The sequence below is a fragment of the Pseudomonas sp. F220 genome, from assembly GCF_057813935.1.
This window is the reverse complement of sequence record NZ_JBVASJ010000008.1, coordinates 25,805-51,608: the sequence shown is the minus strand read 5'-3', so window position 1 is coordinate 51,608 and position 25,804 is coordinate 25,805. Positions and strand designations below refer to the sequence as shown.

Below are 25,804 nucleotides of genomic sequence, written 5' to 3'. Positions count from 1 at the left end.
AGGTTTCTCAGTTCGTGGCTTGGCTGCGGCGCGAGGCTGGCAGCAATTTGGCAATGGGTTCGGCGCTCGCGGTGTGCTGGCCAAAATTCGCGTTATAGGTGGCGATGATTTCGCCGGCGATGGAGATGGCGATTTCCACAGGCAGTTTGCCTTTGACCTCGCCGATGCCCATCGGGCAGCGCATGCGTTGCAGCAGCGCGCTGTCGAAACCACGGTCACGCAAGCGATGTTCGAACTTGACCCGCTTGGTCTTCGAACCGATCAGGCCGAAGTAGGCGAAGTCGGCGCGCTTGAGGATCGCGGCGGTCAATTCCAGATCGAGCTGGTGATTATGGGTCATGACGATGCAGTAACTGCCGGCGGGCAGGTTATCGATTTCATCCACCGGCTCTTCGCTGACGATCTTGCTTACGCCATGGGGGATCTGCTCGGGGAACTCCTGCTCCCGCGAGTCGATCCAGCGTACCCGGCAAGGCAGGCTGGCCAGTAACGGCACCAGCGCCCGCCCGACATGGCCGGCACCAAATACCGCGATCTGTGCCTGAACCTGGCCCATCGGTTCAAACAGCAACACGGTCACGCCGCCGCAGCACTGGCCGAGGCTGGCGCCCAGGGTGAAGCGCTCCAGATGGGTGTCTTGTTTACCGCTGGCAAGCATCTCCCGGGCGACCTGCATTGCCTTGTATTCCAGGTGCCCGCCGCCGATGGTGTCGAAGGTCTTCGTGGCACTGATGACCATTTTCGAACCGGCATTACGCGGCGTCGAACCGAGCTCTTCGATGATGGTCACCAACACGCAGGGTTCGCCCTGGGTTTGCAGGTCGGCGAGGGCGTCGATCCAGTTGTACATGTTCACCTCAACATCTGTGTTGTCTGTTCGGCCGTCATCGCTGGCAAGCCATGCTCCTACAGGGGGGCGGCGGCCACCATCGCGACCGCGCCATGCCCTTGTAGGAGCAAGGCTTACCCGCGATGGCAGCACCTCGGTCTAGAGCGAAGCCAACTCAACCTCGGCTTCCACGGTTTTCACCGCCTTCAACTGGCGCATCTGCTCGCAGCCCCACAACACGCGCTCCGGTGTTGCCGGTGCGTCAATTTTTGGCTGGTGACGGTAATCGCCGAGGCTCGCCACCGCATCCTTGATTGCGCACCAGGCGGCGATACCGAGCATGAACGGCGGCTCGCCCACAGCCTTGGAATGGAACACCGTGTCTTCCGGGTTCTTGCGGTTTTCCACCAGTTTCACTCGCAGGTCCAGCGGCATATCCGAAACCGCCGGAATCTTGTAGCTGGCCGGGCCGTTGGTCATCAGCTTGCCCTTGGCATTCCACACCAGCTCTTCCATGGTCAGCCAACCCATGCCCTGAATGAAGCCGCCTTCGACCTGGCCGATGTCGATGGCCGGGTTCAGCGAGGCGCCAACGTCATGCAAGATGTCGGTACGCAGCATCTTGTATTCGCCGGTCAGGGTGTCGACGATCACCTCGGCGCAGGCCGCGCCATAGGCGAAATAGTAGAACGGTCGACCACGGGCCTGACTGCGGTCGTAAAAGATTTTCGGGGTCTTGTAGAAGCCGGTACTGGACAGCGAAACCTGAGCGAAATACGCCTGTTGGATCAGCGCTTCGAAGGTCAGGATGTGATCGCGCACCCGCACATGACCGTTGTGGAATTCAACGTCTTCTTCACTGACCTTGTACTGCCGCGCGGCGAACTCCACCAAGCGTTGCTTGATGATTTCAGCGGCGTTTTGCGCGGCTTTACCGTTCAGGTCGGCACCGCTTGAGGCTGCAGTCGGCGACGTGTTCGGGACCTTGTCGGTGTTGGTTGCGGTGATCTGCACCCGATCGATTTCGACCTGGAACACTTCGGCCACGACCTGCGCGACTTTGATGTTCAAACCCTGACCCATCTCCGTGCCGCCGTGGTTCAGGTGGATGCTGCCGTCGGTGTAAATATGGATCAGAGCACCGGCCTGGTTGAGGAAGCTGGCGGTGAAGGAAATACCGAATTTCACCGGTGTCAGCGCCAAGCCTTTTTTCAGGATCGGGCTGTTGGCGTTGTAGCGTCGGATCGCTTCACGACGCTCGGCGTACTGGCTGCTTTCTTCAAGCTCGGCGGTCATTTCCTCGAGCATGTTGTGCTCGACGGTCTGGTAGTAATGGGTGACGTTACGCTCGGTCTTGCCGTAGTAGTTGGCCTTGCGCACCGCCAGTGGATCAAGGGCCAGATGGCGGGCGATGGCGTCCATCACTTCTTCGATGGCGACCATCCCTTGCGGGCCACCGAAGCCGCGATAAGCGGTGTTCGACGCGGTGTTGGTTTTGCAGCGGTGACCGTTGATGGTCGCATCGCCGAGGTAGTAGGAGTTGTCGGCGTGGAACATCGCACGGTCGACGATCGACGCCGAAAGGTCCGGCGAACAACCGCAGTTACCCGCCAGTTCCAGTTGAATACCGTGCAGACGCCCAGTGCTGTCAAAGCCGACGTCGTACTCGATGTAGAACGGGTGACGCTTGCCGGTCATCAGCATGTCTTCGACGCGCGGCAGACGCATTTTGGTCGGCTGACCGGTCAGGTGCGCAACCACGGCGCAGAGGCATGCCGGGCTCGCAGCCTGGGTTTCCTTGCCACCGAAACCACCGCCCATGCGGCGCATATCGACGACGATTTTGTTCATCGATACGTCGAGTACTTCCGCCACCAGTTTCTGCACTTCAGTGGGGTTCTGGGTTGAGCAGTAGACGATCATCCCGCCGTCTTCGGTCGGCATCACCGAAGAGATCTGGGTTTCCAGATAAAAGTGTTCCTGGCCTCCGATGTGCAGCGTGCCCTGGATGCGATGCTCTGCGGTAGAGAGCGCGGTCGCCGAATCGCCCCGCTGATGAGTGTGGCTGTCGAGCACGAAATGGCGTTTGCGCAGCGCTTCGACCACGTCAAGCACTGGCTCGAGGTCTTCATATTCGATGACGGCGGCCATGGCCGCTGTGCGCGCGGTTTCCAGATCTTTGGCGGCGACCGCCAGCACCACTTGACCGACGAACTGCACATCATCGATGGCCAGCAACGGGTCGCCGGGCAACAGTGGACCGATGTCCTTCAGGCCTGGCACATCCTTGTGAGTGATGACGATGCGCACGCCTTCGAAGGCGTAGCACGGTGCTGTGTCGATGCTGATGATTTTCGCGTGGGCACGATCCGACAGCCGTGCGTACAGGTGCAGCTGATTAGGAAATTCCAGGCGGTCGTCGATGTACTGCGCTTCGCCGGACACATGCTTGTCAGCGCTGTCGTGCTTGACGCTGCGGCCGACACCGGTGCTCAGGTCTTTGGCAAACAACTCGGCGAGTTCGGCCTGAGTTTTTTCGACGGCATGATGATTAGACATAAGCGGTCACCCGAGTCTCGATGTGCGGTGTTTGCAGTTCGATGAAGTATTTGCGTAGCAGATTTTGCGCACTGAGCAGGCGGTATTCCTTGCTGGCGCGGAAATCCGAAAGCGGCGTGAAGTCTTCGCCCAACGCGGCGCAGGCACGTTCCACTGTCGACGAGTTCCACTGCGAACCGAGCAGGGCGGCTTCACAGCTTTTCGCACGTTTTGGCGTCGCAGCCATGCCGCCGAAAGCGACGCGGGCGTCAGCGATCACACCGTTTTCGATGCGCAGATTGAAGGCTGCACAGACCGCGGAAATATCGTCGTCCAGACGCTTGGAAACCTTGTAGGCGCGGAAGATTTGTTCGGCGGTGGCGCGGGGCACGATGATCTTTTCGATGAACTCGCTTTCCTGGCGCGCAGTCACCCGGTAATCGATGAAATAGTCTTCCAGCGCCAGTGTGCGACGGGTCTCGCCTTTGCACAGAACGATCTGCGCGCCGAGAGCGATCAACAGGGGTGGCGAGTCACCGATTGGTGAGGCGTTGCCGATGTTGCCGCCCAGGGTGCCCTGGTTGCGGATCTGCAGCGAGGCGAAGCGTTGCAGCAGTTCGCCGAAGTCCGGGTACTCAGCCTTGAGCGCTTCATAGCAATCGGACAGCGAGGTGGCGGCGCCGATTTCCAGGCGATCGTCCAAGCGTTCGACGCGCTTCATTTCAGCGACATTGCCGACGTAGATCATCACCGGCAGGGTACGGTGGAATTGGGTGACTTCAAGCGCCAGATCGGTACCGCCGGCCAACAAACGTGCTTGTGGGTAGGCATCGTAAAGGTCGGCCAGATCGGCGACGGTCATCGGCACAAGGCAACGTTTGTCACCGCTATTGAGTTCGCCGGTTTCGGTCGGTGCGATGGCTTTCAGGCGGGCGATGGTATCGGCTTCGCGCGAATCGAACTGGTCAGCCTGTTTGCCGCAGCAGACTTGTTCAGCCGCCGCGAGGATAGGGCGATAGCCGGTGCAGCGGCAGAGATTGCCTGCCAGGGCTTCGTGGGCCTTATGGGAGTCCGGCTGGTCACTGTTCTTTTGCAAGGCGAACAGCGACATGACGAAGCCCGGCGTACAGAAACCGCATTGCGAGCCGTGGCACTCAACCATGGCTTTTTGCACGCTGTGCAGTTGGCCCTGGTGTTTGAGGTCTTCGACGCTGATCAGCTGTTTGCCGTGCAGTGAAGAAACAAAGGTCAGGCACGAGTTGAGGCTGCGATAGCGAATATGTTCGCGGCCGTCATCGTCCGCCTGCAATTCGCCGACGACTACGGTGCAGGCGCCACAGTCGCCGCTGGCGCAACCTTCTTTAGTGCCGGGTTTGCCCAAGTGCTCGCGCAGATAATTGAGCACGGTCAGGTTCGGGTCCAGGGCGTGCTCACTACGGAGTTCCTGGTTTAGTAAAAACTGGATCACGGAAGGCCTCGCAGACTCATTATTGTTGTTAACCGACTTGAACCGAATTTAGTCATGTCTGACTTTTCGGTCAATGATTTTCTGACTTAAAGGTCAGGAAATGCTGTTTTACCGATTAACGACACCTTTCTTCATTATTGACCCTCTCGGGATGCAGTGCTTTTTGCTTATTTCGTGCCAAATTCAGCGCTGCGCCATTACACTTCAGCGCCCTGCGCCATGACGTAGCAAGTGCGCTACACTGCGCCGCTTGTACCGATCGAAGATTTTGAAGGAAAACCATGACGTTCAAGGCGCCGGACAGCCTCGCCGAGCAAATTGCTCACCACCTCGCCGAACGTATTATTAGCGGGGACCTCAAGCCAGGGGAGCGCATCCAGGAACAGAAGGTCACGCTGGCCCTCAATGTCAGCCGCGGATCGGTGCGCGAAGCGTTGTTGATCCTTGAGCGTCGTCACCTGATCGCGATCCTGCCGCGTCGCGGCGCCCACGTGACCGAACTCACCGCGCACAAGGTGCAGAGCCTGTGCACGCTAATGAGTGAGCTGTACATCCTGCTCGGCAACTCTGTGGCCAACGACTGGAAGGTTCAGGCTGATATGGCGCCGTTCCTGCAAATTCAGCAGCGGTTGGTCACCAGCTACGAACGTCAGGACATTCGTGCTTTCGTCGAAGACAGTTTCAATGTGATGCGTGCTGCGTATGCCTTTGCCAACAATCCGTACCTGCAAGAAACCGTCGAGAACCTTCAGCCGGCTATGAGCCGCGCATATTTCCTCGCGCTGGAGCAACGCAAGGCATCAATGAGCGAGTTCCTCGACCTGTTTGAGCAACTGCTGGCCGCTGTGCTGGCCCGCGACCTGCCGCAGATTCGCGTCGTGCTCTCGGCCTATGCCCAGCGCAGTTGCGATCTGGTGCTGTCTGCGTTGACGGCTGCCTAAGCGTGCGGCTCAAGTGCATCAAATTGGCGGGGTTCAAATCCTTCGTCGACCCGACCACGGTGAACTTCCCCAGTAATATGGCGGCGGTGGTCGGGCCCAACGGTTGCGGCAAGTCGAACATCATCGACGCCGTACGCTGGGTGATGGGCGAGAGCTCGGCAAAAAACCTGCGCGGCGAGTCGATGACCGACGTCATCTTTAACGGCTCCACCAGCCGTAAACCGGTCAGCCAGGCCAGCATCGAACTGGTCTTCGATAACTCCGACGGTACGCTGGTCGGGGAATACGCGGCCTATGCGGAAATCTCCATTCGCCGCAAAGTGACCCGCGACAGCCAGAATAGTTATTTCCTCAACGGCACCAAATGCCGCCGTCGAGACATCACCGATATCTTCCTTGGCACCGGCCTTGGTCCGCGCAGTTACTCGATCATCGAGCAGGGGATGATCTCCAAGCTGATCGAGGCCAAGCCCGAAGACTTGCGCAACTTCATCGAAGAAGCGGCGGGGATCTCCAAGTACAAGGAGCGCCGGCGCGAGACCGAAAACCGCATCCGCCGCACCCACGAAAACCTTGCCCGCCTGACCGACCTGCGTGATGAACTGGAACGCCAGCTCGAACGTTTGCACCGTCAGGCTCAGGCTGCCGAGAAATATCAGGAATATAAAGGCGAGGAGCGTCAGCTCAAGGCTCAGCTGTCAGCGTTGCGCTGGCAGGCGTTGAACGAGCAGGTGGGTCAGCGCGAATCGATCATCGGCACCCAGGAAATCAGCTTCGAAGCCCTGGTCGCCGAACAGCGTAATGCCGATGCCAGCATCGAGCGGCTGCGTGACGGTCATCATGATCTCTCCGAGCGCTTCAACCTGGTGCAAGGGCGCTTTTATTCGGTCGGCGGCGACATCGCCCGGGTCGAGCAGAGCATCCAGCACGGCCAGCAGCGTTTACGTCAGTTACAGGACGACTTGCGCGAAGCCGAGCGATCGCGGCTGGAAACCGAATCCCACCTGGGCCTCGACCGCACCTTGCTGGCGACCCTCGGCGAAGAGCTGTACACGCTTGAGCCCGAGCAGGAAGTCACCAGCGCCGCCGCAGAAGAGGCTGCCGCTGCGCTGGAAGAGTCGGAAACCACGATGCATGGCTGGCAGGAGCAGTGGGACAGTTTCAACCTGCGCTCCGCCGAGCCGCGTCGTCAGGCCGAAGTGCAGCAGTCGCGGATCCAGCAACTGGAAACCAGCATGGAGCGCCTGGCCGAACGCCAAAGGCGTCTGGCTGAAGAGCGCACGTTGCTTGCCGCCGATCCTGAAGATGCAGCGATCCTCGAACTCAGTGAGCAACTCGCCACCCGCGAAATGACCCTGGAAGAGTTGCAGGCCAGCGAGGAACAGCTGGTCGAGCGTCTTGAGCAATTGCGCCACGAATTACAGCAAGCCAACCAGGGCCAGCAACAGGCTCAGGGTGAATTGCAGCGCCTCAACGGCCGACTAGCGTCGCTGGAAGCCTTGCAGCAAGCCGCGCTCGACCCGGGCACCGGTACTGCCGAATGGTTGCGCGAGCAGCACCTGGCTGAGCGGCCGCGTCTGGCAGAAGGTCTGCGGGTTGACGCTGGTTGGGAGTTGGCGGTGGAAACCGTGCTCGGCGCCGATCTGCAAGCGGTGCTGGTCGACGACTTTGGCGGCTTGGATCTGGCCGGCTTCGAGCAGGGCGATTTGCGCCTGCTGAGTCCTGCCAGTGATGGCATTCGCGTGCCAGGCAGCTTGCTCGACAAGGTCGAATCCGAGATCGATCTGTCGCCTTGGTTGGGTCAGGTCAAGCCGGTCGAAAGCCTTGAACAGGCCTTGGCCTTGCGCGGTCAATTGGCTGCCGGTGAAAGCTTGATCAGCCGTGATGGTTATTGGGTTGGTCGATATTTTCTGCGGGTGCGTCGTGCCAGTGAAGCGGAAAGTGGCGTGCTCGCTCGAGGACAGGAATTGCAACGCCTGGGGCTCGAGCGCGACGAGCGCGAAGCGACCCTGGCGACCTTTGAAGAGCAGCTGCAAACCCTGCGCGAGCAACAGCTTGCACAAGAAGACGCCCGTGAACAACTGCGTCGTCGCCTGCAAGATGAAGCGCGCCAGCAGGGTGAATTGAAAGCCCGGCTATCCGCCGGTAAAGCCAAGGTCGAGCAGTTGACCCTGCGCCGTACGCGTCTGGATGAAGAGCTTGGTGAGCTGGCTGAGCAACGCGCGCTTGAGCACGAACAGGTCGGCGAGGCACGCCTGCAATTGCAGGACGCTCTGGACAGCATGGCAGTCGACACCGAACAGCGCGAGTTACTGCTGGCTCAGCGCGACAGCCTGCGTGAACGACTGGACCGTGTGCGTCAGGAAGCCCGTCAGCATAAGGATCACACTCATCAACTGGCGGTGCGCCTGGGTTCGCTCAAGGCTCAGCACGACTCAACGCGTCAGGCGCTTGAAAGGCTTGAGTTGCAATCCGAGCGTCTGACCGAAAAACGCGAGCAGCTCAGCCTCAATCTGGAGGAGGGTGAAGCGCCGCTGGAAGAATTGCGTCTGAAGCTCGAAGAGCTGCTCGACAAGCGCATGACCGTCGATGAAGAGCTCAAGACTGCGCAAATCGCTTTGGAAGATGCTGACCGTGAACTGCGCGACGCCGAGAAGCGCCGTAGCCAGGCCGAGCAGCAATCGCAGTTGATCCGCAGCCAGCTTGAACAGCAGCGTATGGAATGGCAGGCCCTGACGGTGCGCCGCAAGACTTTGCAGGATCAATTGCTGGAAGACGGTTACGACTTGCACGGCGTCCTCGCTACGCTCACCACCGAGGCCAACGAAAAGGAAGCCGAAGAAGAGCTTGAGCGTATTGCCGCGCGGATTCAGCGTCTGGGCGCGATCAACCTTGCGGCTATCGACGAATATCAGCAACAGTCCGAGCGTAAGCATTATCTGGATGCTCAGGATGCTGACTTGGTTGAAGCCCTCGACACGCTGGAAAACGTGATTCGCAAGATCGATAAAGAAACCCGAAATCGCTTTAAAGATACCTTTGATCAGATCAACGGTGGTTTACAGGCACTATTTCCAAAAGTTTTCGGTGGTGGCAGCGCTTATTTGGAACTGACGGGCGAAGATCTACTCGATACAGGGGTAACGATCATGGCGCGTCCGCCCGGAAAGAAGAACAGCACCATCCATTTGCTCTCTGGTGGTGAGAAGGCTCTTACCGCGCTGGCGCTGGTATTTGCCATCTTCAAGTTGAATCCGGCGCCATTCTGCATGCTCGACGAAGTTGACGCCCCGCTGGATGACGCTAACGTTGGACGCTACGCTCGACTGGTGAAAGAGATGTCGCAGACGGTGCAGTTCATCTATATCACCCACAACAAGATCGCCATGGAAATGGCCGATCAGTTGATGGGGGTGACGATGCACGAGCCTGGTTGTTCACGCCTTGTGGCAGTTGATGTTGAGGAGGCGATGGCAATGGTGGACGCATAAGTCGTTGTGCGTAAGATGATTTTCTACAGGGTGTAGAGCGTTTTATCTTCCTCGACTTGCTGGCCAATCGACATATTGGCTGAAGCCATTGCGACAGACGGTGTAAAGTTATCTATGGTCGTGCTAGTTTAATGTCAATTTTTCGTATGCGTGGGCAAAACGCCTGTCAGAACATAGAGTTGGCGCCACGTTTTAAAGGGGTTTGCAGCTTGCTAAACCCTTTATTCATCAGCATTTTTTATAGAGGCACGGGATTACATGGAAATCGGTCTGCGCGAGTGGCTGATAGTCATCGGCATTGTGGTCATTGCCGGTATTCTTTTTGATGGATGGCGCCGCATGCGCGGTGGCAAGGGCAAGCTGAAATTTCGTCTGGACCGAAGCCTGTCCAATTTGCCCGACGAGGACACTGCTGCCGAGCTACTGGGCCCGCCGCGTGTGCTGGATAACCATAAAGAACCGCAGCTCGACGAGCATGATTTGCCGTCGGTGAGCATGCCTGCCCGTGAACCCCGTGAATCGGGTTCCAAGCGTGGCAAGCGTGGCGGTGAACCGCATCAGGGTGACTTGAATCTCAACCTCGATCTGGATGGTGGTCCGAGCTTCAGCAGTCGTGACGATGACTTCCCGGATGAAACCCGGTCTTCGAGTGCAGCTGTGGTCAAAGAACAGCCGCAAGCGGAAGAAGTCTTGGTGATCAGCGTGATCTGCCGTGACGCCGGCGGCTTTAAGGGCCCGGCGCTGTTGCAGAACATTTTGGAAAGCGGCTTGCGTTTTGGTGAGATGGACATCTTCCACCGCCACGAAAGCATGGCAGGCAATGGCGAAGTCCTGTTCTCCATGGCGAATGCGGTCAAGCCGGGTGTGTTTGATCTGGACGATATCGATCACTTCAGCACTCCAGCCGTGAGCTTTTTCCTCGGCTTGCCAGGCCCGCGTCATCCCAAACAGGCTTTCGACGTGATGGTTGCGGCAGCCCGCAAGCTGTCCCAGGAGCTCAATGGTGAACTCAAGGACGATCAGCGCAGCGTGCTGACCGCTCAAACCATCGAGCACTACCGTCAACGCATCGTCGAATTCGAACGTCGCGCCCTGACCCAGAAGCGTTGAAATAGACAGCCTATAGGAGATCGCGCCGCGCCTCCTGCGCCCTGTAGGAGCCGAGCTTGCTCGCGATGACTATCTCAAGGACGCCATCGCCGGCAAGCCGTGCTCCTACAATGAGTTTGTGCCGTATTAACAGATTGAGCAGCCTCGGCTGCTCTTTTGCTTTATGAGAGAACATCCATGACCGCCGCCGAAAACCGCATTCTAGAGCTGCGCGCTGAGCTGGATCAGCACAACTACCGTTACCACGTCCTCGACGAGCCGAGTATTCCGGACGCCGAATACGACCGGCTGTTCCATGAGCTCAAGGCGCTGGAGGCGGCGAACCCCGAGCTGATCACCAGCGACTCGCCGACCCAGCGAGTCGGCAGTGCCGCGCTCTCGGCATTCACCCAGGTGCGCCACGAAGTGCCGATGCTCAGTCTCGGCAATGCCTTCGAAGAAACCGACATGCGCGAGTTCGATCGCCGGGTGAACGAAGGCCTCGATCTGCCCGTCGGCGATTTGTTTGGTGGTGGCGCGGCGGTGGAATATAGCTGCGAACCGAAGCTCGATGGCCTGGCGGTCAGCTTGCTGTATCAGGATGGCGTGCTGGTACGCGGCGCGACCCGTGGCGACGGCACCACGGGCGAAGACATCAGTGTCAACGTGCGAACCGTGCGCAATATCCCGTTGAAGCTGCAAGGCAGCGGCTGGCCGGCAACTCTGGAAGTGCGCGGTGAAGTCTTTATGTCCAAAGCCGGTTTCGAGCGGCTCAACGCCACGCAACTGGAAGTCGGCGGCAAGACCTTTGCCAACCCGCGCAACGCTGCTGCCGGCAGCCTGCGGCAGCTGGACTCGAAGATCACGGCTAGCCGTCCATTGGAGTTTTGTTGCTACGGCCTTGGACAGGTGTCGGCCGAATTTGCCGATACCCATATTGGCAATCTGCAGCAACTGAAAAAGTGGGGCATGCCGGTCAGTCGCGAACTGAAACTGGCCAACGGTATCGGAGAATGCCTGGACTACTACCGCGATATCGGTGAGCGCCGTAATGCGCTGCCCTATGAAATCGACGGGGTGGTGTTCAAGGTCAACAGCCTGGCGTCGCAGCGCGAACTCGGCTTCCGTGCCCGTGAGCCTCGTTGGGCGATTGCCCATAAATTCCCGGCGATGGAAGAGCTCACAGAGCTGCTCGACGTGGAATTTCAGGTGGGTCGCACCGGGGCCGTGACTCCGGTTGCGCGCTTGAAGCCGGTCAAGGTCGCAGGCGTTACTGTCTCCAATGCCACGTTGCACAACATGGATGAAGTGGCCCGGCTCGGCCTGATGATCGGCGACACGGTGATTATTCGTCGCGCCGGGGATGTGATCCCCCAAGTGGTGCAGGTGGTTACCGAACGTCGTCCGGAAAACGCCCGGCCGGTGCAGATTCCCGAAAACTGTCCGGTGTGCGGTTCGCATGTCGAGCGCACGCAGCTGGTCAAGCGCAGTAAGGGGCGTGAAACCGTTACCGAAGGCGCGGTCTATCGCTGTGTCGGCCGCTTGGCCTGTGGTGCGCAACTCAAACAGGCAATCATTCATTTCGTCTCGCGGCGTGCCATGGACATTGAAGGTCTGGGCGAAAAGAGCGTCGAGCAACTGGTGGATGAAGGCCTGGTGACATCACCGGCGGATCTCTACACCTTGAACTTCGAACAGATCGTCGACCTTGAAGGTTTTGCCGAGCTCTCCAGTAAAAACCTGCTCAGCGCCATTGCTGACAGCAAAAAACCGAGCCTCGCTCGCTTTATCTACGCGTTGGGTATTCCCGATGTCGGCGAAGAGACGGCCAAGGTCCTCGCTCGTTCTCTGGCGTCTCTGGAGCGCGTTCAGCAAGCATTGCCGGAAGTGCTGACGTACTTGCCGGATGTGGGTCTGGAAGTGGCCTACGAGATTCACAGCTTCTTCGAGGACCCGCATAACACCACGGTTATCGAGCAGCTGCTGGCGCGTGGTCTGGATATTCAGGATCAGGGCGAGCTGGGTGCAGAGTTCGCTGCCAGCACGACCCTGGGTGGCTTGATCGACAAGTTGCATATTCCGTCGGTCGGCCCGGGCGGGGCGCAGAAGCTGGCCGACAAGTTCGGTTCGCTGGACGGTGTGATCAAGGCGGACTGGCTGGACATGCGTCAGGCGCTGGCGGAGAAGCAAGCGAAAGCGGTGCGTGAGTTCTTCGATAACCCAGAGCACGCCGAGCGTGCGCTGGAGATCGAGAATCAGTTGAAAGCGTTTGGCATGCACTGGCAGAGCGAAAAGAAAGTCGTGGAAGGTCTGCCGCTCGCCGGCCAGACATGGGTGCTGACCGGCTCCCTGGAACTGATGAGCCGCGACATTGCTAAGGACAAGCTCGAAAGTCTGGGCGCCAAGGTGGCAGGCTCGGTGTCAGCGAAAACCCACTGCGTGGTGGCTGGGCCGGGGGCTGGCTCTAAACTGGCCAAGGCTAATGAGCTGGGGTTGAAGGTGCTGGATGAAGAGGCGTTTGTCGCGTTTCTGGGTAAGCACGGGATAGAAGTCTGAGTTTCTGCAGTGCTGCTGCGGTGTTGGCGAAATTGCCAGGATCGTCCGAACGCGGCCCGAACCTGCGACAGCTCCTACACCGGTCGAGTACAACCGCAATGTTGTGGGTGTATGCAATCCCTTGTAGGAGCTGCCGCAGGCTGTGATCTTTTGATCTTCGCGGGCCCCAGGGAGAGATCGCCATGTACCGCTTCTTCGAACAACTGAGCTCACGCATCGCCGCGCCTTTCATGGGGGAGGGCAGCCGCAACAGCAAAGTCTGGCATTGTCGCTGCGGGCAGTCGCTGTTCTTTCGCAACAGCCAGTGCCTGGCCTGCTCGGCGGCGCTGGGGTATCAGCCGGAGCTGAGCCGCTTGTCATCGCTGCAGCCCGGGGGGCAAATGGATACCTGGCAGCTCGACGCTGATCCGCAAGCCGGCCTGTTCCGTCGCTGTGCCAATCTCGATACCCCGGCAGCGTGCAACTGGCTGCTGCCAGCTCACAGTGCAGGTGTTCTCTGCGTTGCCTGTAGTCTGAATCGCACCATCCCCGACCTGTCGATCCCCGAGAATCACGAGCGCTGGCGCAAGGTGGAAACCGCCAAGCGTCGCCTTGTCGCGCAGTTGGTCAGCCTGGGTTTACAGGTCATCCCGAAAACCCAGGATGAAGACACAGGAATTGCTTTTGATTTCGTCGGTATAGACCTTGATGGCAAACCGCCGACCACCGGCCACGCCAAAGGCCTGATCACCCTCGATGTCAAAGAGGCAGATGACGCCCATCGGGAGCAGGTCCGCGTGCAAATGCACGAACCGTATCGGACCTTGCTCGGGCATTTTCGTCATGAAACAGGGCATTACTACTGGGACCGGCTGATCGCTAATAGTCACTGGCTCGAACCGTTCCGTAACCTGTTCGGCGACGAGCGCGCCAGCTATACCGAGGCCCTGGAGCGGCATTACCAACAGGGCGCGCCGGGCGACTGGCAGCAAGGTCATGTCAGTGCCTATGCCACCATGCACCCGTGGGAAGACTGGGCGGAAACCTGGGCTCACTACCTGCACATGGTGGACGCGGTCGACACTGCACTGAGCTTTGGCATGAGCGCCCGAGAGATGGATTTCGACTACCAGCCATTTCCCCTCAGCACACTCTACGATCCAGAGCATCCTGGCGGCGCGGCATTCCTGTCGTTCGTCAACGCCTGGATCGAACTGGCCGGGATGCTCAATGAACTGTCACGCAGCATGGGCCAAGCGGATTTCTATCCTTTTGTCCTGTCGCCATCGGTCATCGCCAAATTGCATTTTATTCATCTGGTCATCCAGCAAGAGGGTGGCCGGGCGGATGAGGTGATGCAGGCATAGGAGCTGCCGCAGGTTCGGCGTTCGGACGATCTTTTCAAGAACACCGCAGGTCCTTGACCTTGCTCATATTTTTTAATCCAGCCGAACGGTTGTAACTTCTCGTCAGATCGGTACAATGGCGCGGCTCGCCACTGGCGAGCGTCGTTATGGTGACCCCATCGGTCCCCCCGCAACGATCAGCCGTGAACCCGGTCAGGCCTGGAAGGGAGCAGCCGCAGCGGTGACATTGTGTGCCGGGGTGTGGCTGGTGGGGTTACCACCTATCTCTAAATCCTTGATTCTACAAGGATTTGTCAGTAAAAAATCTCAACTCAAAGTGTGACAGCGTTTAGGTACACCCAAGCGGTGCATCATAAAACGGCATGCTACTGCATCTGTTTCAGCTGTTCCATGACGCGAACGCTTGGTCTTTTACTGTGACTGGTCCCCCCAGGTTAACGTGTTTGACCAGATTACAAATCCGCCTCCAACTGTCCATGGAAAACAGGGGGGGCAATATGTTAAAACCTGCGCAACCTTGAGCTTCGCCAATGAGTGTTTTGCGCTCGTGGTCATATTTCTGGATGAGCAACGTGTCAATCGCCGCACTGCTGCAACATAATCGTTTTCACCAATCTTTTTCTGTTTCATCGCCCTCGAGCGAGGCGGCAACCTTCCATGTGGTGTTCGGCGTCGATCAGGCATTCTTGAGTCATGCCGCCATTGCAATGCAATCGGTTATCGAGCGTGAGCGGGATGTGTCTTTTCACTTCCACATCATCAGCACCGCCGATTTGTCTGGGGCACTGGCTAACCTGCAAACCTCATTGCCGAAAGCCGTTGCCAGGCCACGTTTCATCGCATCTCTGAGCCGCTATTCGAGAATCTGCCTCAATCGAGGCTGTTCCCCAAGTCGATTTACTATCGCCTCTTGGCTCCGTTCATTCTTGAGGAGCATCAGCAGGTCTTGTATCTGGATACTGATATCGTTTGTCTTGAGCCGCTAAGCCCGATATGGCTCCAATTGGAGGGGGCTGACTGTGTGGCGGCGGTTGTCCGCGATAGCCCGCTCGCTGAGCAAAGCCGCACTTCCAGCCTTGGGATGGCCTCGAAGCAATACTTCAATTCGGGCGTAATGTTGATCGACATTCGGGCCTGGCATCGGGAGCGCGTTACCGAGCAGGTTTTGGAGGTAATCGAAAAGCGCGCCGTCGAGTTGAAATGGCCCGATCAGGACGCACTCAACGTGGTTCTGCAGGGAAAGGCTCGCTTCATTGATGCTCGCTTCAATACTCAGTTCAAGCTCGGCCACCGCCGCGATGATTACGAAAGACCGGCGCCACCTGATACCGTCCTGCTGCATTACGCTGGGGCCAACAAACCGTGGCAGATCTGGAATAATCAGGCGGCTACCAGCCATTATCGGGAAGTGCGTGCTCGCTCGCCATGGCGCAATACTCCTTTTGATGTGCCGAGCACACGCCAGCACGCCAAACGTATGTACAAGTCGTGCTTTCTCGGCAATAAGCCCCTTAAGGGCTTGTATTGGTTCCTGTGCTATCGGTTCAAGTGGTAAGCCGGGTATGACACCGATAGGTGATAGCAAAGTGTGACAGTGCCGGCTACACCCCGATTTTTTGACGTCTTTCAGGGACGTGTTTCGCCCCAGTATTTAAGAGCGAAAATGCCCGCAACCGATGCCTGTCGGGACCCAGCGCAACGAAGGTGTAGCCGAAATCCAGGGCAACGGGTGCTGGTCGCCGGGCTGTGCGCTCAAATTTAGTGGTGCGCGCTGTCAGTTCCTGTCAGGAGTCGTTTGTGAAAGAGGAGGCGGATTTATCGGGATCGATAAGTCTGCCTCCTCTTTTTTGTTGCTCGGCTCTCAAGGCTTGGACAAGGCTAGGTCTACCGTTGCTATCAGCTTTCCCAGATCCTTCGGGGTGGCTTTGTGAATGACACCGAACAAATAAGCTCGCTGTTCGTCTTCGTCGCCCAGATCCGCGAAAAAGACTTTCAGCTTTACCCCCAGCACATCGGCGAACAAGAACAGAGCTTCCACGCTGGGTGTATAGGTGCCGGTTTCGAAGCGGCTTATGGTTTTAGGGTCAAAACCGGTTCTCTCACCTAGTTCAGCCTGAGTAAGCCCTGCTACCTTGCGGTAGCGCCTGATGGCTGGACCCAAACTTGAAATTTGCATCGCTCAATTCCCATTTAGAATCAATAACTTAACGACAAATCTTCGCATTAGACAACACCATAATCCATCACCTTGCTTTGCAAAATGTGATGCATTTCGTAGAATCTTCGTTCCAGACAGGTATTTGGTGATCTGGTTTCAAAAGGCGCGTTTTATGGAGCAGGAACCCGTTGCATTTCTTTTGTTCCTTTAAAACAGGGCTGGCGCAGGCGAAAGGGTTTCGTCAATCGCTGCCGACACTACGCCCTCCAGTGTTGCCTGATGCCTTGATTAATCCTAGTTGATCTTCGCCAATTTGAAGGCGAAACGCCGTGTAAAACGCTGCATTGCAAGCAAGCGGGCGATCAAGCCGGTTGTACAGCGCAGTCAGGGAAAACGCGAATCAGCCGGTCGCCAGTCAAGTCTGGGGCAGGGCATATCGAATGCTGTCTATGGAGTTTTAACGTGCGTCTGAATTGGCCGGTCACTTCTGTTAAACAGGCTCTTGCTGACTCGCAGCGGCTTATGGGCGCCACCGATGCCATTGGCCTTGGCGCTGGGCCTCAAGGCATCTCTTCCGGGTTGTGCGCCCTGGTCGAGCGGATCAACCGCTAGCGACAGTGAGCCTGACTCATGGATGAGCGATACCGAAGGGCCGTGGATGCGGCCGCCATTTTCTCCGAGACCGATCTTGCGGGGCGGATTACCCATGTCAACGACCAGTTTTGCCTGATTTCCGGCTACGGCCGGGAGGAGTTGTTGGGCAAAAACCACCGAATGCTCAGTTCCGGGTTGCATCCCGCCGATTTTTTCACCTCGATGTGGCGCACCATTGCCTTGGGCGAGGTCTGGAAAGGCGAGATTTGTAACCGCGCCAAGGATGGCACGTTGTATTGGGTCGACAGCACCGTGGTGCCGCTGCTCGACGATGAAACTGGACGGGTGCAAAGGTATGTGTCGATTCGCTTCGACGTCAGCGAGAAACGTCAGCTCCTGCATTCGCTGCAATGGCGGGTCGGTCATGATGTGCTGACTGGGTTGCCCAATCGTGCCTTCCTGTCCGAGCTGCTCGATCAAGCCCTGGACTTCTCCCGGCTGGAGAATATTCCGCTGGCGGTGTGCATGCTCGACCTCGACGGCTTCAAGGCCGTCAACGATGGTTACGGCCACGCCAGCGGTGATCTGTTGTTGGTGGAATTGGCGAAGCGTTTGCGCACGATCATTCGCGGCGAGGATGTGGTGGCGCGGTTGGCGGGTGACGAGTTCGTGCTGATTTTGCGCTACGTGCGCGATGTCCCTGGATTGCGCGCTGCGTTGCATCGGGTGCTGGGAACGATATCCGCGCCTTATTCGATACAGGGCAAGGAGATCACTGTATTCGCGAGCATTGGTGCCACGCTGTTCCCCGTCGATAACGAAGATGCCGAAACCCTCTTGCGTCACGCCGATCAGGCCATGTACGTGGCCAAGCAGGGGGGGCGAAATCGGTTCCACCTGTTCGACGTGTCCCGCGACAGAGAGGTCAAGGTGACCCATCAGACCGTCGAGCGGGTGCGTCAGGCTCTGGTCAGGGGGGAGCTGTGTTTGCACTTTCAACCCAAGGTCAATATGCGCTGCGGTTCCGTCGTTGGCTTCGAGGCGTTGTTGTATTGGGAAGATCCGCAATGCGGGATGGTGCCTTCCAAGGAGTTTTTGCCGCTGGTGGTGGAAACGGATCTGATCGTCGACATCGGCGAATGGGTGATGGATCAAGTCATGACGCAATTGCATCAATGGCAACGGCTGGGGCAGAGCTGGCCGATCAGCATCAACATCGCTGCCCGGCATTTTCAGCGGGCGGATTTTGTCGAGCGGCTCAAGGGCGTGCTCGAGCGGCATGCCCAGGTGGCGCCGCAGCTGCTCGATCTGGAAATAGTCGAGTCAGTAGCCATCGAGAACATCCAGCATGTCAGTACCTGCCTTGAAGAGTGTCAGGCGTTGGGGGTGCAGTTCTCTCTTGGTGATTTTGGCACCGGTCACTCTTCGCTGAGCTACCTCAAGCGTTTGCGCACGCAAACCATCAAGATCGACAAATCATTTGTCCGCGACATCCTCAGCGACAAGGATGATCTGGCGTTGACTACGGCCGTGATTGGACTGGCCCGGGCTTTCGGTCGGGAGGTGATCGCCGAGGGACTGGAAACCCTGGAACACGGTGAGTTACTGCTGCGCCTGGGCTGCGAAGTGGCTCAAGGCTATTTCATTGCCCGACCGATGCCTGCCAGCGAAGTGCCAGGCTGGGTTGCGACCTTCAAGGCGCCGGTGCAATGGCAGGTGCTGGAGTAAGTGGTCTGACGGTCACTGCTTCTGAACGGTTTTGTGCAGCGCCCGTCGGATCATCAGCGCCGGTGTAGAGTTTGATGATGTCATCGATTTCCCTGGACATCTTCATCTCCAAGAGAGTGTGCAGGATGCGTTGCACCGGCAATTTGGGGTCGTTGCGTACGTAGCAGCCAACATTTTGCTCCTGCAACACCGCGACGCCATGCAGTTGTTTGTCTGGCATAAGCTTGTGATTGAACCAGTCCAGGGTCCATTGGTTACTCACGGCATAGTGATAGCGACCGGCCAGGAGCTTTTCCAGAACCTGTTCTTGATTGCGTGCATCGTCGCGCTGCAGTTGGCCGTTGTCGAACAGCGGCTGCAGGCTTGGGTAGCTGTAGCCCAGCACCGTTGCCGATATGTTGTGAGGGCAGGCTTGCAGGTAACACTCGCGCTGGCAGGCTTTGCGTACTGACCAGCAGGTCGCGCTGAAACAGCAGCGCAATGCTCCAGATGTAGTCGCCTGACGGGTTGGGTAGCCAGGATTGCGCGGCATAGCAACGAACATCGATATCGCCATGCTCCATGGCACTTTGCACCCGGCCACGGGCCAGCACGTGAAACTCGGCAGGGTGGCCGACCCGGGTCGCCAGGCTCAGCATCATGTCGTGCAAAATACCCTGGGTCGGCTGACCGCCTTCGATTTGCACCATGGGCATGGCCCAGCTGTCGGTGACCGCGAAACGCAGTGGCGCTTCTGCGGCAAAGCCGCTTGCGGTAATAAGCATCAAAGCTCCCCAGGCTAAATGCATAAACTCTCCCGCAAGACTACAACGAGGGCCAATAAAAGCATCCCAAAGACCAGCTTAGCCAGATTAGACGAGCACACTGGATGCAATTTAGCCCTTGCTCCGCTAGCATTACCGGCTTCCGCTTCCCAGTTGCGACGGTTTTCGATGAGTTATCAGGTTCTTGCACGTAAATGGCGTCCGCGCTCGTTCCGCGAAATGGTCGGCCAGACCCATGTGCTCAAGGCTCTGATCAATGCCTTGGACAGTCAGCGGCTGCACCACGCCTATCTTTTCACCGGCACGCGCGGGGTGGGTAAGACCACTATTGCGCGGATCATTGCCAAATGTCTGAACTGTGAAACAGGTATCACTTCGACGCCGTGCGGTACCTGCTCGGTGTGCCGGGAGATTGATGAAGGGCGTTTTGTCGACCTGATCGAGATCGACGCCGCAAGCCGGACCAAGGTCGAGGACACTCGTGAGCTGCTGGACAACGTGCAGTACGCGCCAAGCCGCGGGCGCTTCAAGGTCTACCTGATCGACGAAGTGCACATGCTGTCCAGCCATTCGTTCAATGCGCTGCTGAAAACGCTGGAAGAACCGCCGCCCTACGTAAAATTCATCCTGGCGACCACTGATCCGCAGAAACTTCCTGCAACTATTTTGTCGCGGTGCTTGCAGTTCTCCCTGAAAAACATGACGCCGGAGCGTGTGGTCGAGCATTTGACCCATGTGCTCGGTGTCGAGAACGTACCGTTCGAAGACGATGCTCTGTGGCTGCTGGGTCGCGCTGCCGATGGTTCGATGCGCGACGCCATGAGCCTGACCGACCAGGCGATCGCTTTCGGTGAAGGCAAGGTCATGGCTGCCGATGTGCGGGCGATGCTCGGTACGCTTGATCACGGTCAGGTCTATGACGTGCTGCACTCGCTGCTCGACGGCGATGCCAGGGCGTTGCTTGAAGCCGTGCGTCACCTGGCCGAGCAGGGCCCGGACTGGAATGGCGTGCTGTCGGAAATCCTCAATGTGCTGCACCGTGTCGCTATTGCCCAGGCATTGCCTGAAGGTGTCGACAACGGTCAGGGCGACCGCGATCGGGTGCTGGCGCTGGCTCAGGCCTTGCCGGCTGAAGATGTGCAGTTCTATTACCAGATGGGTCTGATCGGCCGCCGCGATTTACCGCTGGCACCCGACCCGCGTGGTGGTTTTGAAATGGTTCTGCTGCGGATGCTTGCCTTCCGGCCGGCAGACACCGCAGACGCGCCGAGGCAACCGCTAAAGCCAGTGGGGATCAGCCAGGCCACAGTTGATTCCGCAAACTCCGTGGCTGCAGCGTCTGTCGTTGCGCTGGCGGTTGCCCCAGTTGTGGTGCCCGTGGCTGTTGCGCCAATCGAGCCTGTTGCTGCGGTTGTAGCGCCAGCTCCAGAGCCGGTTGCTCCTGTCGTGGCGCCGGAGCCGATAATCGCGTCGCCGGTTGTGGAACCTGCGGTTGTCGCCGCTGAAGTGGTGGATCTGCCCTGGAACGACCCGGTAGAGCCGGTGATCGAGCAACAGCCGGCGGTTGAGCCAGTGCTTGAGACCGCCGCCGAGCAGCCGGAATTGACTCCAATGCCCGTGCCGATGCCTGACAGCGCGGTGCCGGATGCGCCCGAGTGGGTGGCAGCGTCCGTTCCTGAACCTTCTGTTGCCGAGGTCGATGCGGCCACGCCAGGGATGGATCTGGATGACGAGCCGCCGCTGGATGAGGACTACATCGAGCCGGACATGGATTCGGCGTACAGCTATCTCGATGAGCTGGCCAGCGAACACGCCGCGGAACCGGCTCCGGAACCCGAACCTGCGCCAGCTTTGCAACCTGCGACCGGTTTGGCCCTGGAGTGGCTGGAGCTGTTCCCGAAATTGCCGATTTCCGGGATGACTGGCAGCATCGCCGCCAACTGCACCTTGATTGCGGTTGATGGCGACCACTGGTTGCTGCACCTGGACCCGGCCCACAGCGCACTGTTCAACGCGACCCAGCAGCGCCGTCTGAATGATGCGCTGAACCAGTATCACCAGCGCACGCTGACCGTGAGCATCGAGCTGATCAAGCCCGAGCAGGAAACCCCGGCCCAGGCAGCGTCCCGGCGCCGCGGCGAGCGGCAGCGCGAGGCCGAAGAGTCGATCCACGGTGATCCGTTCATCCAGCAAATGATGCAACAGTTCGGTGCGGTGATCCGTAACGATACTATTGAACCTGTCGAGGCTCTGGTCAGTCAGGGCTAATAACTGAATGGTGTCTGGCCTGATGGGCCGGGCGCAGTTTTTATCCAAGTACTTTTGAGGTGATTCCCATGATGAAAGGTGGCATGGCCGGCCTGATGAAGCAGGCGCAGCAGATGCAGGAAAAAATGGCCAAGATGCAGGAAGAACTGGCCAACGCCGAAGTCACCGGCAAGTCCGGCGGTGACATGGTGACGGTGGTCATGACCGGCCGTCACGACGTTAAACGCGTCAGCATCGACCCAAGCATCGTTGAAGGCCTGAGCGAAGATGACAAGGAAATGCTGGAGGCCTTGTTCGCCGCCGCCGTCAACGACGCCGTGCGCAAGATCGAAGCCAACAGCCAGGACAAAATGTCCGGAATGACCGCTGGCATGCAATTGCCACCGGGTATGAAGCTGCCGTTCTAAGTCGCTTTGGCGAGTTGGATGCACAACAAAAATGCCAGGCCTTGAGCCTGGCATTTTTGTTTGTAGGCAGTGGCATAACCAGTGGATGAGTATTTGACGGTGAACTGAGGCGCGGGTATAAACCGCGTCTCGTTGTTTTGTCGGACCTTTGCCCATGAGCTTCAGCCCCCTGATTCGCCAACTAATCGATGCCCTGCGCATTTTGCCGGGAGTGGGTCAGAAAACTGCCCAGCGTATGGCGCTGCAATTGCTTGAGCGTGATCGCAGCGGTGGTTCGCGGTTGGCCCAGGCCTTGAGCCAGGCCATGGAAGGGGTCGGGCATTGTCGTTTGTGCCGCACGCTCACTGAAGACGATCTTTGCCCGCAATGCGCCGATCCGCGCCGCGACGACACGATATTGTGTGTGGTCGAAGGGCCGATGGACGTGTATGCGGTGGAGCAGACCGGTTTTCGCGGACGCTACTTTGTGCTCAAGGGCCATTTGTCGCCGCTCGACGGGCTCGGCCCAGAGGCCATTGGCATTCCGCAATTGCTGGCGCGAATCGAAGAACAGGGCAGCTTCACCGAGATCATTCTCGCCACCAATCCAACGGTTGAAGGTGAAGCAACTGCCCATTACATCGCGCAGTTGCTGGCCAACAAAGGCCTGATTACCTCGCGCATCGCCCATGGCGTGCCGTTGGGCGGTGAGCTGGAGCTGGTGGACGGCGGTACTCTGGCGCATTCGTTTGCCGGGCGTAAACCGATCGCTTTGTAGTCATTAGTTAAGGTGATGGTGTCAGGCCCACCGCCATCGCGGGCAAGCCTCGCTCCTACAGGGTATGTGGCGCTCTGCTCTTGTAGGAGCGAGGCTTGCCCGCGATTCAGGCGCATCGGTCCCACAGGTTCCCCACATACCTCTTGAAAACCAAGCAAGCGCTCGGTAAGTTCGCTGAACCTTCAGTGGAGCTCGCCGATGCCTGCCTTTCAGGAATACTTCGACCCTAGCCATCAGATGGTCCGCGACAGCGTACGGCGCTTTGTCGAACGGGAAATTCTTCCGGACATCGACCACTGGGAGGAAGCCGAAAGCTTTCCCCGTGAGCTGTACCTCAAGGCAGGAGCAGCGGGGATTCTGGGTATCGGTTATCCCGAAGCGCTGGGTGGCAGCCATGAAGGTGATGTGTTTGCCAAGATCGCCGCCAGCGAAGAGCTGATGCGCTGTGGCTCCGGCGGCTTGGTCGCAGGTCTTGGGTCGCTGGACATCGGCCTGCCGCCAATTCTGAAGTGGGGGCGCCCCCAGATTCGCGATCGTGTGGTGCCGCAAGTGCTGGCGGGCGAGAAGATCAGCGCTCTGGCGGTCACTGAACCCAGCGGTGGTTCAGATGTGGCCAACCTGCAAACCCGCGCCGTGCGTGACGGCGACTTTTACCGCGTGAGCGGTTCCAAAACCTTTATCACCAGCGGCATTCGCGCGGACTTTTATACCGTCGCGGTACGTACCGGCGAGCCCGGTTTCGGTGGCATCAGCCTGTTACTGATCGAGAAAGGCACGCCGGGCTTCACCGTCGGCCGCCAGTTGAAAAAAATGGGCTGGTGGGCCTCCGATACAGCCGAGTTGTTTTTCGATGACTGCCATGTCCCTGTCGGTAATCTGATCGGCGCCGAGAACATGGGCTTCGCCTGCATCATGGGTAACTTCCAGAGCGAGCGTCTGGCTTTGGCGCTGATGGCCAACATGACCGCACAGCTGGCGCTGGAAGAAAGCCTGAAATGGGCCCGGCAGCGTGAAGCCTTCGGCAAGCCCATCGGCAAATTCCAGGTGCTCAAGCATCGCCTTGCCGAAATGGCCACGGCGCTGGAGGTGTCCCGAGAGTTCACTTACCGCCAGGCAGCGAAAATGGCTGCCGGGCAGAGCGTGATCAAGGAGATCTCTATGGCCAAGAACTTCGCCACCGACACCGCTGACCGCATTACCAGCGACGCGGTGCAGATTCTCGGCGGCCTCGGTTACATGCGCGAAAGCCTGGTCGAACGGTTGTACCGCGACAACCGCATCCTCTCCATCGGCGGCGGCACCCGTGAAGTGATGAACGAAATCATCAGCAAGCAGATGGGGCTTTGAATCAGGCGGTGCTGCGGCTGACGCTATCGCGAGCAGGCTCGCTCCCACAGGGATTTTGTAAATACCGGAGATCCAATGTGGGAGCGACCCTGCTCGCGATGGCGTCGGTGAAGACGCCGACTTATCTTTCGGTCAACGCAAACTGCGTCAGGCAGAAGGTCGGTATGCCCATGTCTTCCAGGCGCTGAGAGCCGCCCAGTTCAGGCAGATCGATAATCGCCGCGGCTTCGAAAATCCGCGCGCCCATGCGTCGTACCAGGTTGGCCGCAGCAATCAGGGTGCCGCCGGTGGCGATCAGGTCGTCGAACATCAGCACCGAGTCACCTTCGCACAGGCTGTCGGCGTGGACTTCAAGGAAGGCTTCACCGTATTCAGTCTGATAGCCCTCGCTAAGTACTTCGGCCGGCAATTTGCCTTGCTTGCGGAACAGAATCAGCGGTTTGTTCAACTGATACGCGATGATCGAGCCGATCAGGAAGCCACGGGCATCCATCGCGCCGATGTGCGTAAAGTCGGCTTCGACATAACGATGGGCAAAGCTGTCGGCGACCAGGCGCAAGGCCTTAGGCGACTGGAACAGCGGCGTGATATCGCGAAAGATCACCCCAGGCTTGGGGAAGTCGATCACCGGGCGGATCAGGGATTTAATGTCGAAGGAGTCGAAGACCATCGTCGAAGTGTCCTGGCGAGCTGGGGAAGGGCAGCTCGGCAGTATAGCCGCGACCGAGCCCGTTCGCTCGGCCGCAAGGTGGCAGGATCAGCCTTCCAGCGAACCACCGGCCAGGGCGCAGAGCTGGATCGGATCGAGAATGTGCACTTCCTTACCTTCGGCGGCGATCAACTCGTTTTGCTGGAAACGAGTGAACACCCGGGACACGGTTTCCACCGCCAGACCCAGGTAGTTACCGATTTCGTTGCGCGACATGCTCAAACGGAACTGATTGGCTGAGAACCCACGCGCGCGGAAACGCGCCGACAGGTTGACCAGGAAGGTGGCGATGCGCTCGTCGGCGGTTTTCTTTGAGAGCAGCAGCATCATTTGCTGATCGTCACGAATCTCGCGGCTCATCACGCGCATCAATTGGCGGCGTAGTTGTGGCAGTTGCACGGCCAGTTCGTCGAGGCGTTCGAAGGGGATTTCGCAGACCGAGGTGGTTTCCAGCGCTTGCGCCGAGACCGGGTAGGCTTCGGTGTCCATGCCTGATAGCCCGACCAGTTCGCTGGGCAGGTGGAAGCCAGTGAGCTGCTCCTCGCCGCCGTCGCTCAGGCTGAAGGTTTTCAAGGCGCCGGAGCGTACTGCATAGACGGATGCAAACGTATCGCCCTGGCGAAACAGGAATTCACCCTTTTTTAACGGGCGACCACGTTTGACGATCTCATCCAGCGCATCCATGTCTTCCATATTCAGAGAAAGTGGCAGGCAGAGGGGGGCCAGGCTGCAATCCTTGCAATGGGCCTGGTTATGAGCGCGCAGCTTAACTGGCTCGGACATTTCTTAAATCCTTGTGGGAAAACACACATAA

Annotated in this window: 19 protein-coding genes, 1 other RNA gene and 1 pseudogene; 14 read left to right on the top strand and 7 right to left on the bottom strand. The window is 58.5% G+C overall.

The genetic code is table 11. The annotated features are described in order from the left end of the window. Nucleotides 1-7 precede the first annotated feature (7 nt). The 3 genes from xdhC to xdhA all read right to left on the bottom strand — a co-directional run bounded on the left by xdhC (nt 8) and on the right by xdhA (nt 4,835). Complete coding sequence (gene xdhC / locus ACZYSM_RS09990) at nt 8-850, bottom strand: xanthine dehydrogenase accessory protein XdhC (protein ID WP_489071241.1); 843 nt, start codon at nt 848-850, stop codon at nt 8-10. Nucleotides 851-988: 138 nt separating this feature from the next. Then, the gene (xdhB, locus tag ACZYSM_RS09985) at nt 989-3,388 is read right to left on the bottom strand and encodes a xanthine dehydrogenase molybdopterin binding subunit (RefSeq protein WP_489071239.1); all 2,400 of its coding nucleotides are present in this window, start codon (nt 3,386-3,388) and stop codon (nt 989-991) included. Next, nucleotides 3,381-4,835: a xanthine dehydrogenase small subunit gene (xdhA, locus tag ACZYSM_RS09980; protein ID WP_489071237.1), complete on the bottom strand. Its 1,455-nt coding sequence runs from the start codon at nt 4,833-4,835 to the stop codon at nt 3,381-3,383. Before xdhA ends, xdhB begins: the two co-directional genes overlap by 8 nt. Before the next feature lie 281 nt (nt 4,836-5,116). Here xdhA and ACZYSM_RS09975 point away from each other — a divergent pair, with 281 nt between their 5' ends. The 8 genes from ACZYSM_RS09975 to ACZYSM_RS09940 all read left to right on the top strand — a co-directional run bounded on the left by ACZYSM_RS09975 (nt 5,117) and on the right by ACZYSM_RS09940 (nt 15,813). After that, nucleotides 5,117-5,776, top strand: a complete 660-nt coding sequence (locus tag ACZYSM_RS09975) for a GntR family transcriptional regulator (protein WP_489071235.1) — start codon at nt 5,117-5,119, stop codon at nt 5,774-5,776. A 2-nt stretch (nt 5,777-5,778) separates the two neighbouring features. Next, the gene (smc, locus tag ACZYSM_RS09970) at nt 5,779-9,267 is read left to right on the top strand and encodes a chromosome segregation protein SMC (protein ID WP_489071233.1); all 3,489 of its coding nucleotides are present in this window, start codon (nt 5,779-5,781) and stop codon (nt 9,265-9,267) included. A 258-nt stretch (nt 9,268-9,525) separates the two neighbouring features. Beyond that, nucleotides 9,526-10,377 carry a cell division protein ZipA gene (gene zipA / locus ACZYSM_RS09965; protein WP_489071231.1) on the top strand — a complete coding sequence of 284 codons (852 nt, stop codon included), beginning with the start codon at nt 9,526-9,528 and terminating at the stop codon, nt 10,375-10,377. Between the two features lie 177 nt (nt 10,378-10,554). Then, the gene (gene ligA / locus ACZYSM_RS09960; RefSeq protein WP_489071229.1) at nt 10,555-12,912 is read left to right on the top strand and encodes an NAD-dependent DNA ligase LigA; all 2,358 of its coding nucleotides are present in this window, start codon (nt 10,555-10,557) and stop codon (nt 12,910-12,912) included. Between the two features lie 182 nt (nt 12,913-13,094). Then, nucleotides 13,095-14,258 (top strand): zinc-binding metallopeptidase family protein, encoded by a 1,164-nt coding sequence (locus ACZYSM_RS09955; RefSeq protein ID WP_489071227.1) that lies wholly within the window; start codon nt 13,095-13,097, stop codon nt 14,256-14,258. A gap of 156 nt (nt 14,259-14,414) precedes the next feature. Next, nucleotides 14,415-14,511, top strand: an RNA gene (gene ffs, locus ACZYSM_RS09950) — signal recognition particle sRNA small type. A 277-nt stretch (nt 14,512-14,788) separates the two neighbouring features. After that, nucleotides 14,789-15,244, top strand: a complete 456-nt coding sequence (locus ACZYSM_RS09945) for a hypothetical protein (RefSeq protein WP_489071225.1) — start codon at nt 14,789-14,791, stop codon at nt 15,242-15,244. Then, a complete protein-coding gene (locus ACZYSM_RS09940; RefSeq protein ID WP_489071223.1) occupies nt 15,169-15,813 on the top strand; it encodes a glycosyltransferase family 8 protein in 645 nt (214 codons plus the stop codon). The genes ACZYSM_RS09945 and ACZYSM_RS09940 overlap by 76 nt, the downstream gene beginning before the upstream one ends. Nucleotides 15,814-16,119: 306 nt before the next feature. Here ACZYSM_RS09940 and ACZYSM_RS09935 read toward each other — a convergent pair whose 3' ends face one another. After that, nucleotides 16,120-16,434: a helix-turn-helix domain-containing protein gene (locus ACZYSM_RS09935; protein ID WP_489071221.1), complete on the bottom strand. Its 315-nt coding sequence runs from the start codon at nt 16,432-16,434 to the stop codon at nt 16,120-16,122. Between the two features lie 444 nt (nt 16,435-16,878). Here ACZYSM_RS09935 and ACZYSM_RS09930 point away from each other — a divergent pair, with 444 nt between their 5' ends. Both ACZYSM_RS09930 and ACZYSM_RS09925 read left to right on the top strand, forming a co-directional pair. Then, complete coding sequence (locus tag ACZYSM_RS09930; protein WP_489071219.1) at nt 16,879-17,028, top strand: hypothetical protein; 150 nt, start codon at nt 16,879-16,881, stop codon at nt 17,026-17,028. Nucleotides 17,029-17,046: 18 nt separating this feature from the next. After that, nucleotides 17,047-18,738 carry a putative bifunctional diguanylate cyclase/phosphodiesterase gene (locus tag ACZYSM_RS09925; RefSeq protein ID WP_489071217.1) on the top strand — a complete coding sequence of 564 codons (1,692 nt, stop codon included), beginning with the start codon at nt 17,047-17,049 and terminating at the stop codon, nt 18,736-18,738. On the opposite strand, the pseudogene ACZYSM_RS09920 reads toward ACZYSM_RS09925, so the two are convergent. Then, nucleotides 18,704-19,526, bottom strand: a pseudogene (locus ACZYSM_RS09920) (substrate-binding periplasmic protein). The gene ACZYSM_RS09925 and the pseudogene ACZYSM_RS09920 sit on opposite strands and share 35 nt — an antisense overlap. Nucleotides 19,527-19,670: 144 nt before the next feature. Between ACZYSM_RS09920 and dnaX the strand changes: the two are divergent. From dnaX to ACZYSM_RS09900, 4 genes are all read left to right on the top strand, one after another. Further along, the gene (gene dnaX, locus ACZYSM_RS09915) at nt 19,671-21,770 is read left to right on the top strand and encodes a DNA polymerase III subunit gamma/tau (RefSeq protein ID WP_489071215.1); all 2,100 of its coding nucleotides are present in this window, start codon (nt 19,671-19,673) and stop codon (nt 21,768-21,770) included. A gap of 68 nt (nt 21,771-21,838) precedes the next feature. Beyond that, nucleotides 21,839-22,177, top strand: a complete 339-nt coding sequence (locus ACZYSM_RS09910) for a YbaB/EbfC family nucleoid-associated protein (protein ID WP_489071213.1) — start codon at nt 21,839-21,841, stop codon at nt 22,175-22,177. 154 nt (nt 22,178-22,331) lie between these two features. Next, nucleotides 22,332-22,934 (top strand): recombination mediator RecR, encoded by a 603-nt coding sequence (recR, locus tag ACZYSM_RS09905; protein ID WP_489071211.1) that lies wholly within the window; start codon nt 22,332-22,334, stop codon nt 22,932-22,934. A gap of 198 nt (nt 22,935-23,132) precedes the next feature. Then, on the top strand, nt 23,133-24,281 hold the full coding sequence (locus ACZYSM_RS09900) for an acyl-CoA dehydrogenase family protein (RefSeq protein ID WP_489071209.1): 1,149 nt from the start codon (nt 23,133-23,135) through the stop codon (nt 24,279-24,281). A 121-nt stretch (nt 24,282-24,402) separates the two neighbouring features. On the opposite strand, the gene ACZYSM_RS09895 is transcribed toward ACZYSM_RS09900, so the two are convergent. Together ACZYSM_RS09895 and fnrA are read right to left on the bottom strand one after the other, a co-directional pair. After that, nucleotides 24,403-24,951, bottom strand: a complete 549-nt coding sequence (locus ACZYSM_RS09895; RefSeq protein WP_489071207.1) for an adenine phosphoribosyltransferase — start codon at nt 24,949-24,951, stop codon at nt 24,403-24,405. 87 nt (nt 24,952-25,038) lie between these two features. Beyond that, nucleotides 25,039-25,773, bottom strand: a complete 735-nt coding sequence (gene fnrA / locus ACZYSM_RS09890) for a Crp/Fnr family transcriptional regulator FnrA (protein ID WP_489071205.1) — start codon at nt 25,771-25,773, stop codon at nt 25,039-25,041. Between the last annotated feature and the right edge of the window lie 31 nt (nt 25,774-25,804).

What these genes read in the sequence shown, in the direction of transcription:
- fnrA (WP_489071205.1), bottom strand. Translation starts at nt 25,773, where the DNA reads ATGTCCGAGCCAGTTAAGCTGCGCGCTCATAACCAGGCCCATTGCAAG.
- ACZYSM_RS09900 (WP_489071209.1), top strand. Translation starts at nt 23,133, where the DNA reads ATGCCTGCCTTTCAGGAATACTTCGACCCTAGCCATCAGATGGTCCGC.
- zipA (WP_489071231.1), top strand. Translation starts at nt 9,526, where the DNA reads ATGGAAATCGGTCTGCGCGAGTGGCTGATAGTCATCGGCATTGTGGTC.
- ACZYSM_RS09910 (WP_489071213.1), top strand. Translation starts at nt 21,839, where the DNA reads ATGATGAAAGGTGGCATGGCCGGCCTGATGAAGCAGGCGCAGCAGATG.
- ACZYSM_RS09955 (WP_489071227.1), top strand. Translation starts at nt 13,095, where the DNA reads ATGTACCGCTTCTTCGAACAACTGAGCTCACGCATCGCCGCGCCTTTC.
- ACZYSM_RS09895 (WP_489071207.1), bottom strand. Translation starts at nt 24,951, where the DNA reads ATGGTCTTCGACTCCTTCGACATTAAATCCCTGATCCGCCCGGTGATC.
- ACZYSM_RS09975 (WP_489071235.1), top strand. Translation starts at nt 5,117, where the DNA reads ATGACGTTCAAGGCGCCGGACAGCCTCGCCGAGCAAATTGCTCACCAC.
- ACZYSM_RS09925 (WP_489071217.1), top strand. Translation starts at nt 17,047, where the DNA reads ATGGATGAGCGATACCGAAGGGCCGTGGATGCGGCCGCCATTTTCTCC.
- xdhC (WP_489071241.1), bottom strand. Translation starts at nt 850, where the DNA reads ATGTACAACTGGATCGACGCCCTCGCCGACCTGCAAACCCAGGGCGAA.
- xdhB (WP_489071239.1), bottom strand. Translation starts at nt 3,388, where the DNA reads ATGTCTAATCATCATGCCGTCGAAAAAACTCAGGCCGAACTCGCCGAG.
- ligA (WP_489071229.1), top strand. Translation starts at nt 10,555, where the DNA reads ATGACCGCCGCCGAAAACCGCATTCTAGAGCTGCGCGCTGAGCTGGAT.
- ACZYSM_RS09935 (WP_489071221.1), bottom strand. Translation starts at nt 16,434, where the DNA reads ATGCAAATTTCAAGTTTGGGTCCAGCCATCAGGCGCTACCGCAAGGTA.
- recR (WP_489071211.1), top strand. Translation starts at nt 22,332, where the DNA reads ATGAGCTTCAGCCCCCTGATTCGCCAACTAATCGATGCCCTGCGCATT.
- ACZYSM_RS09945 (WP_489071225.1), top strand. Translation starts at nt 14,789, where the DNA reads ATGAGTGTTTTGCGCTCGTGGTCATATTTCTGGATGAGCAACGTGTCA.
- dnaX (WP_489071215.1), top strand. Translation starts at nt 19,671, where the DNA reads ATGAGTTATCAGGTTCTTGCACGTAAATGGCGTCCGCGCTCGTTCCGC.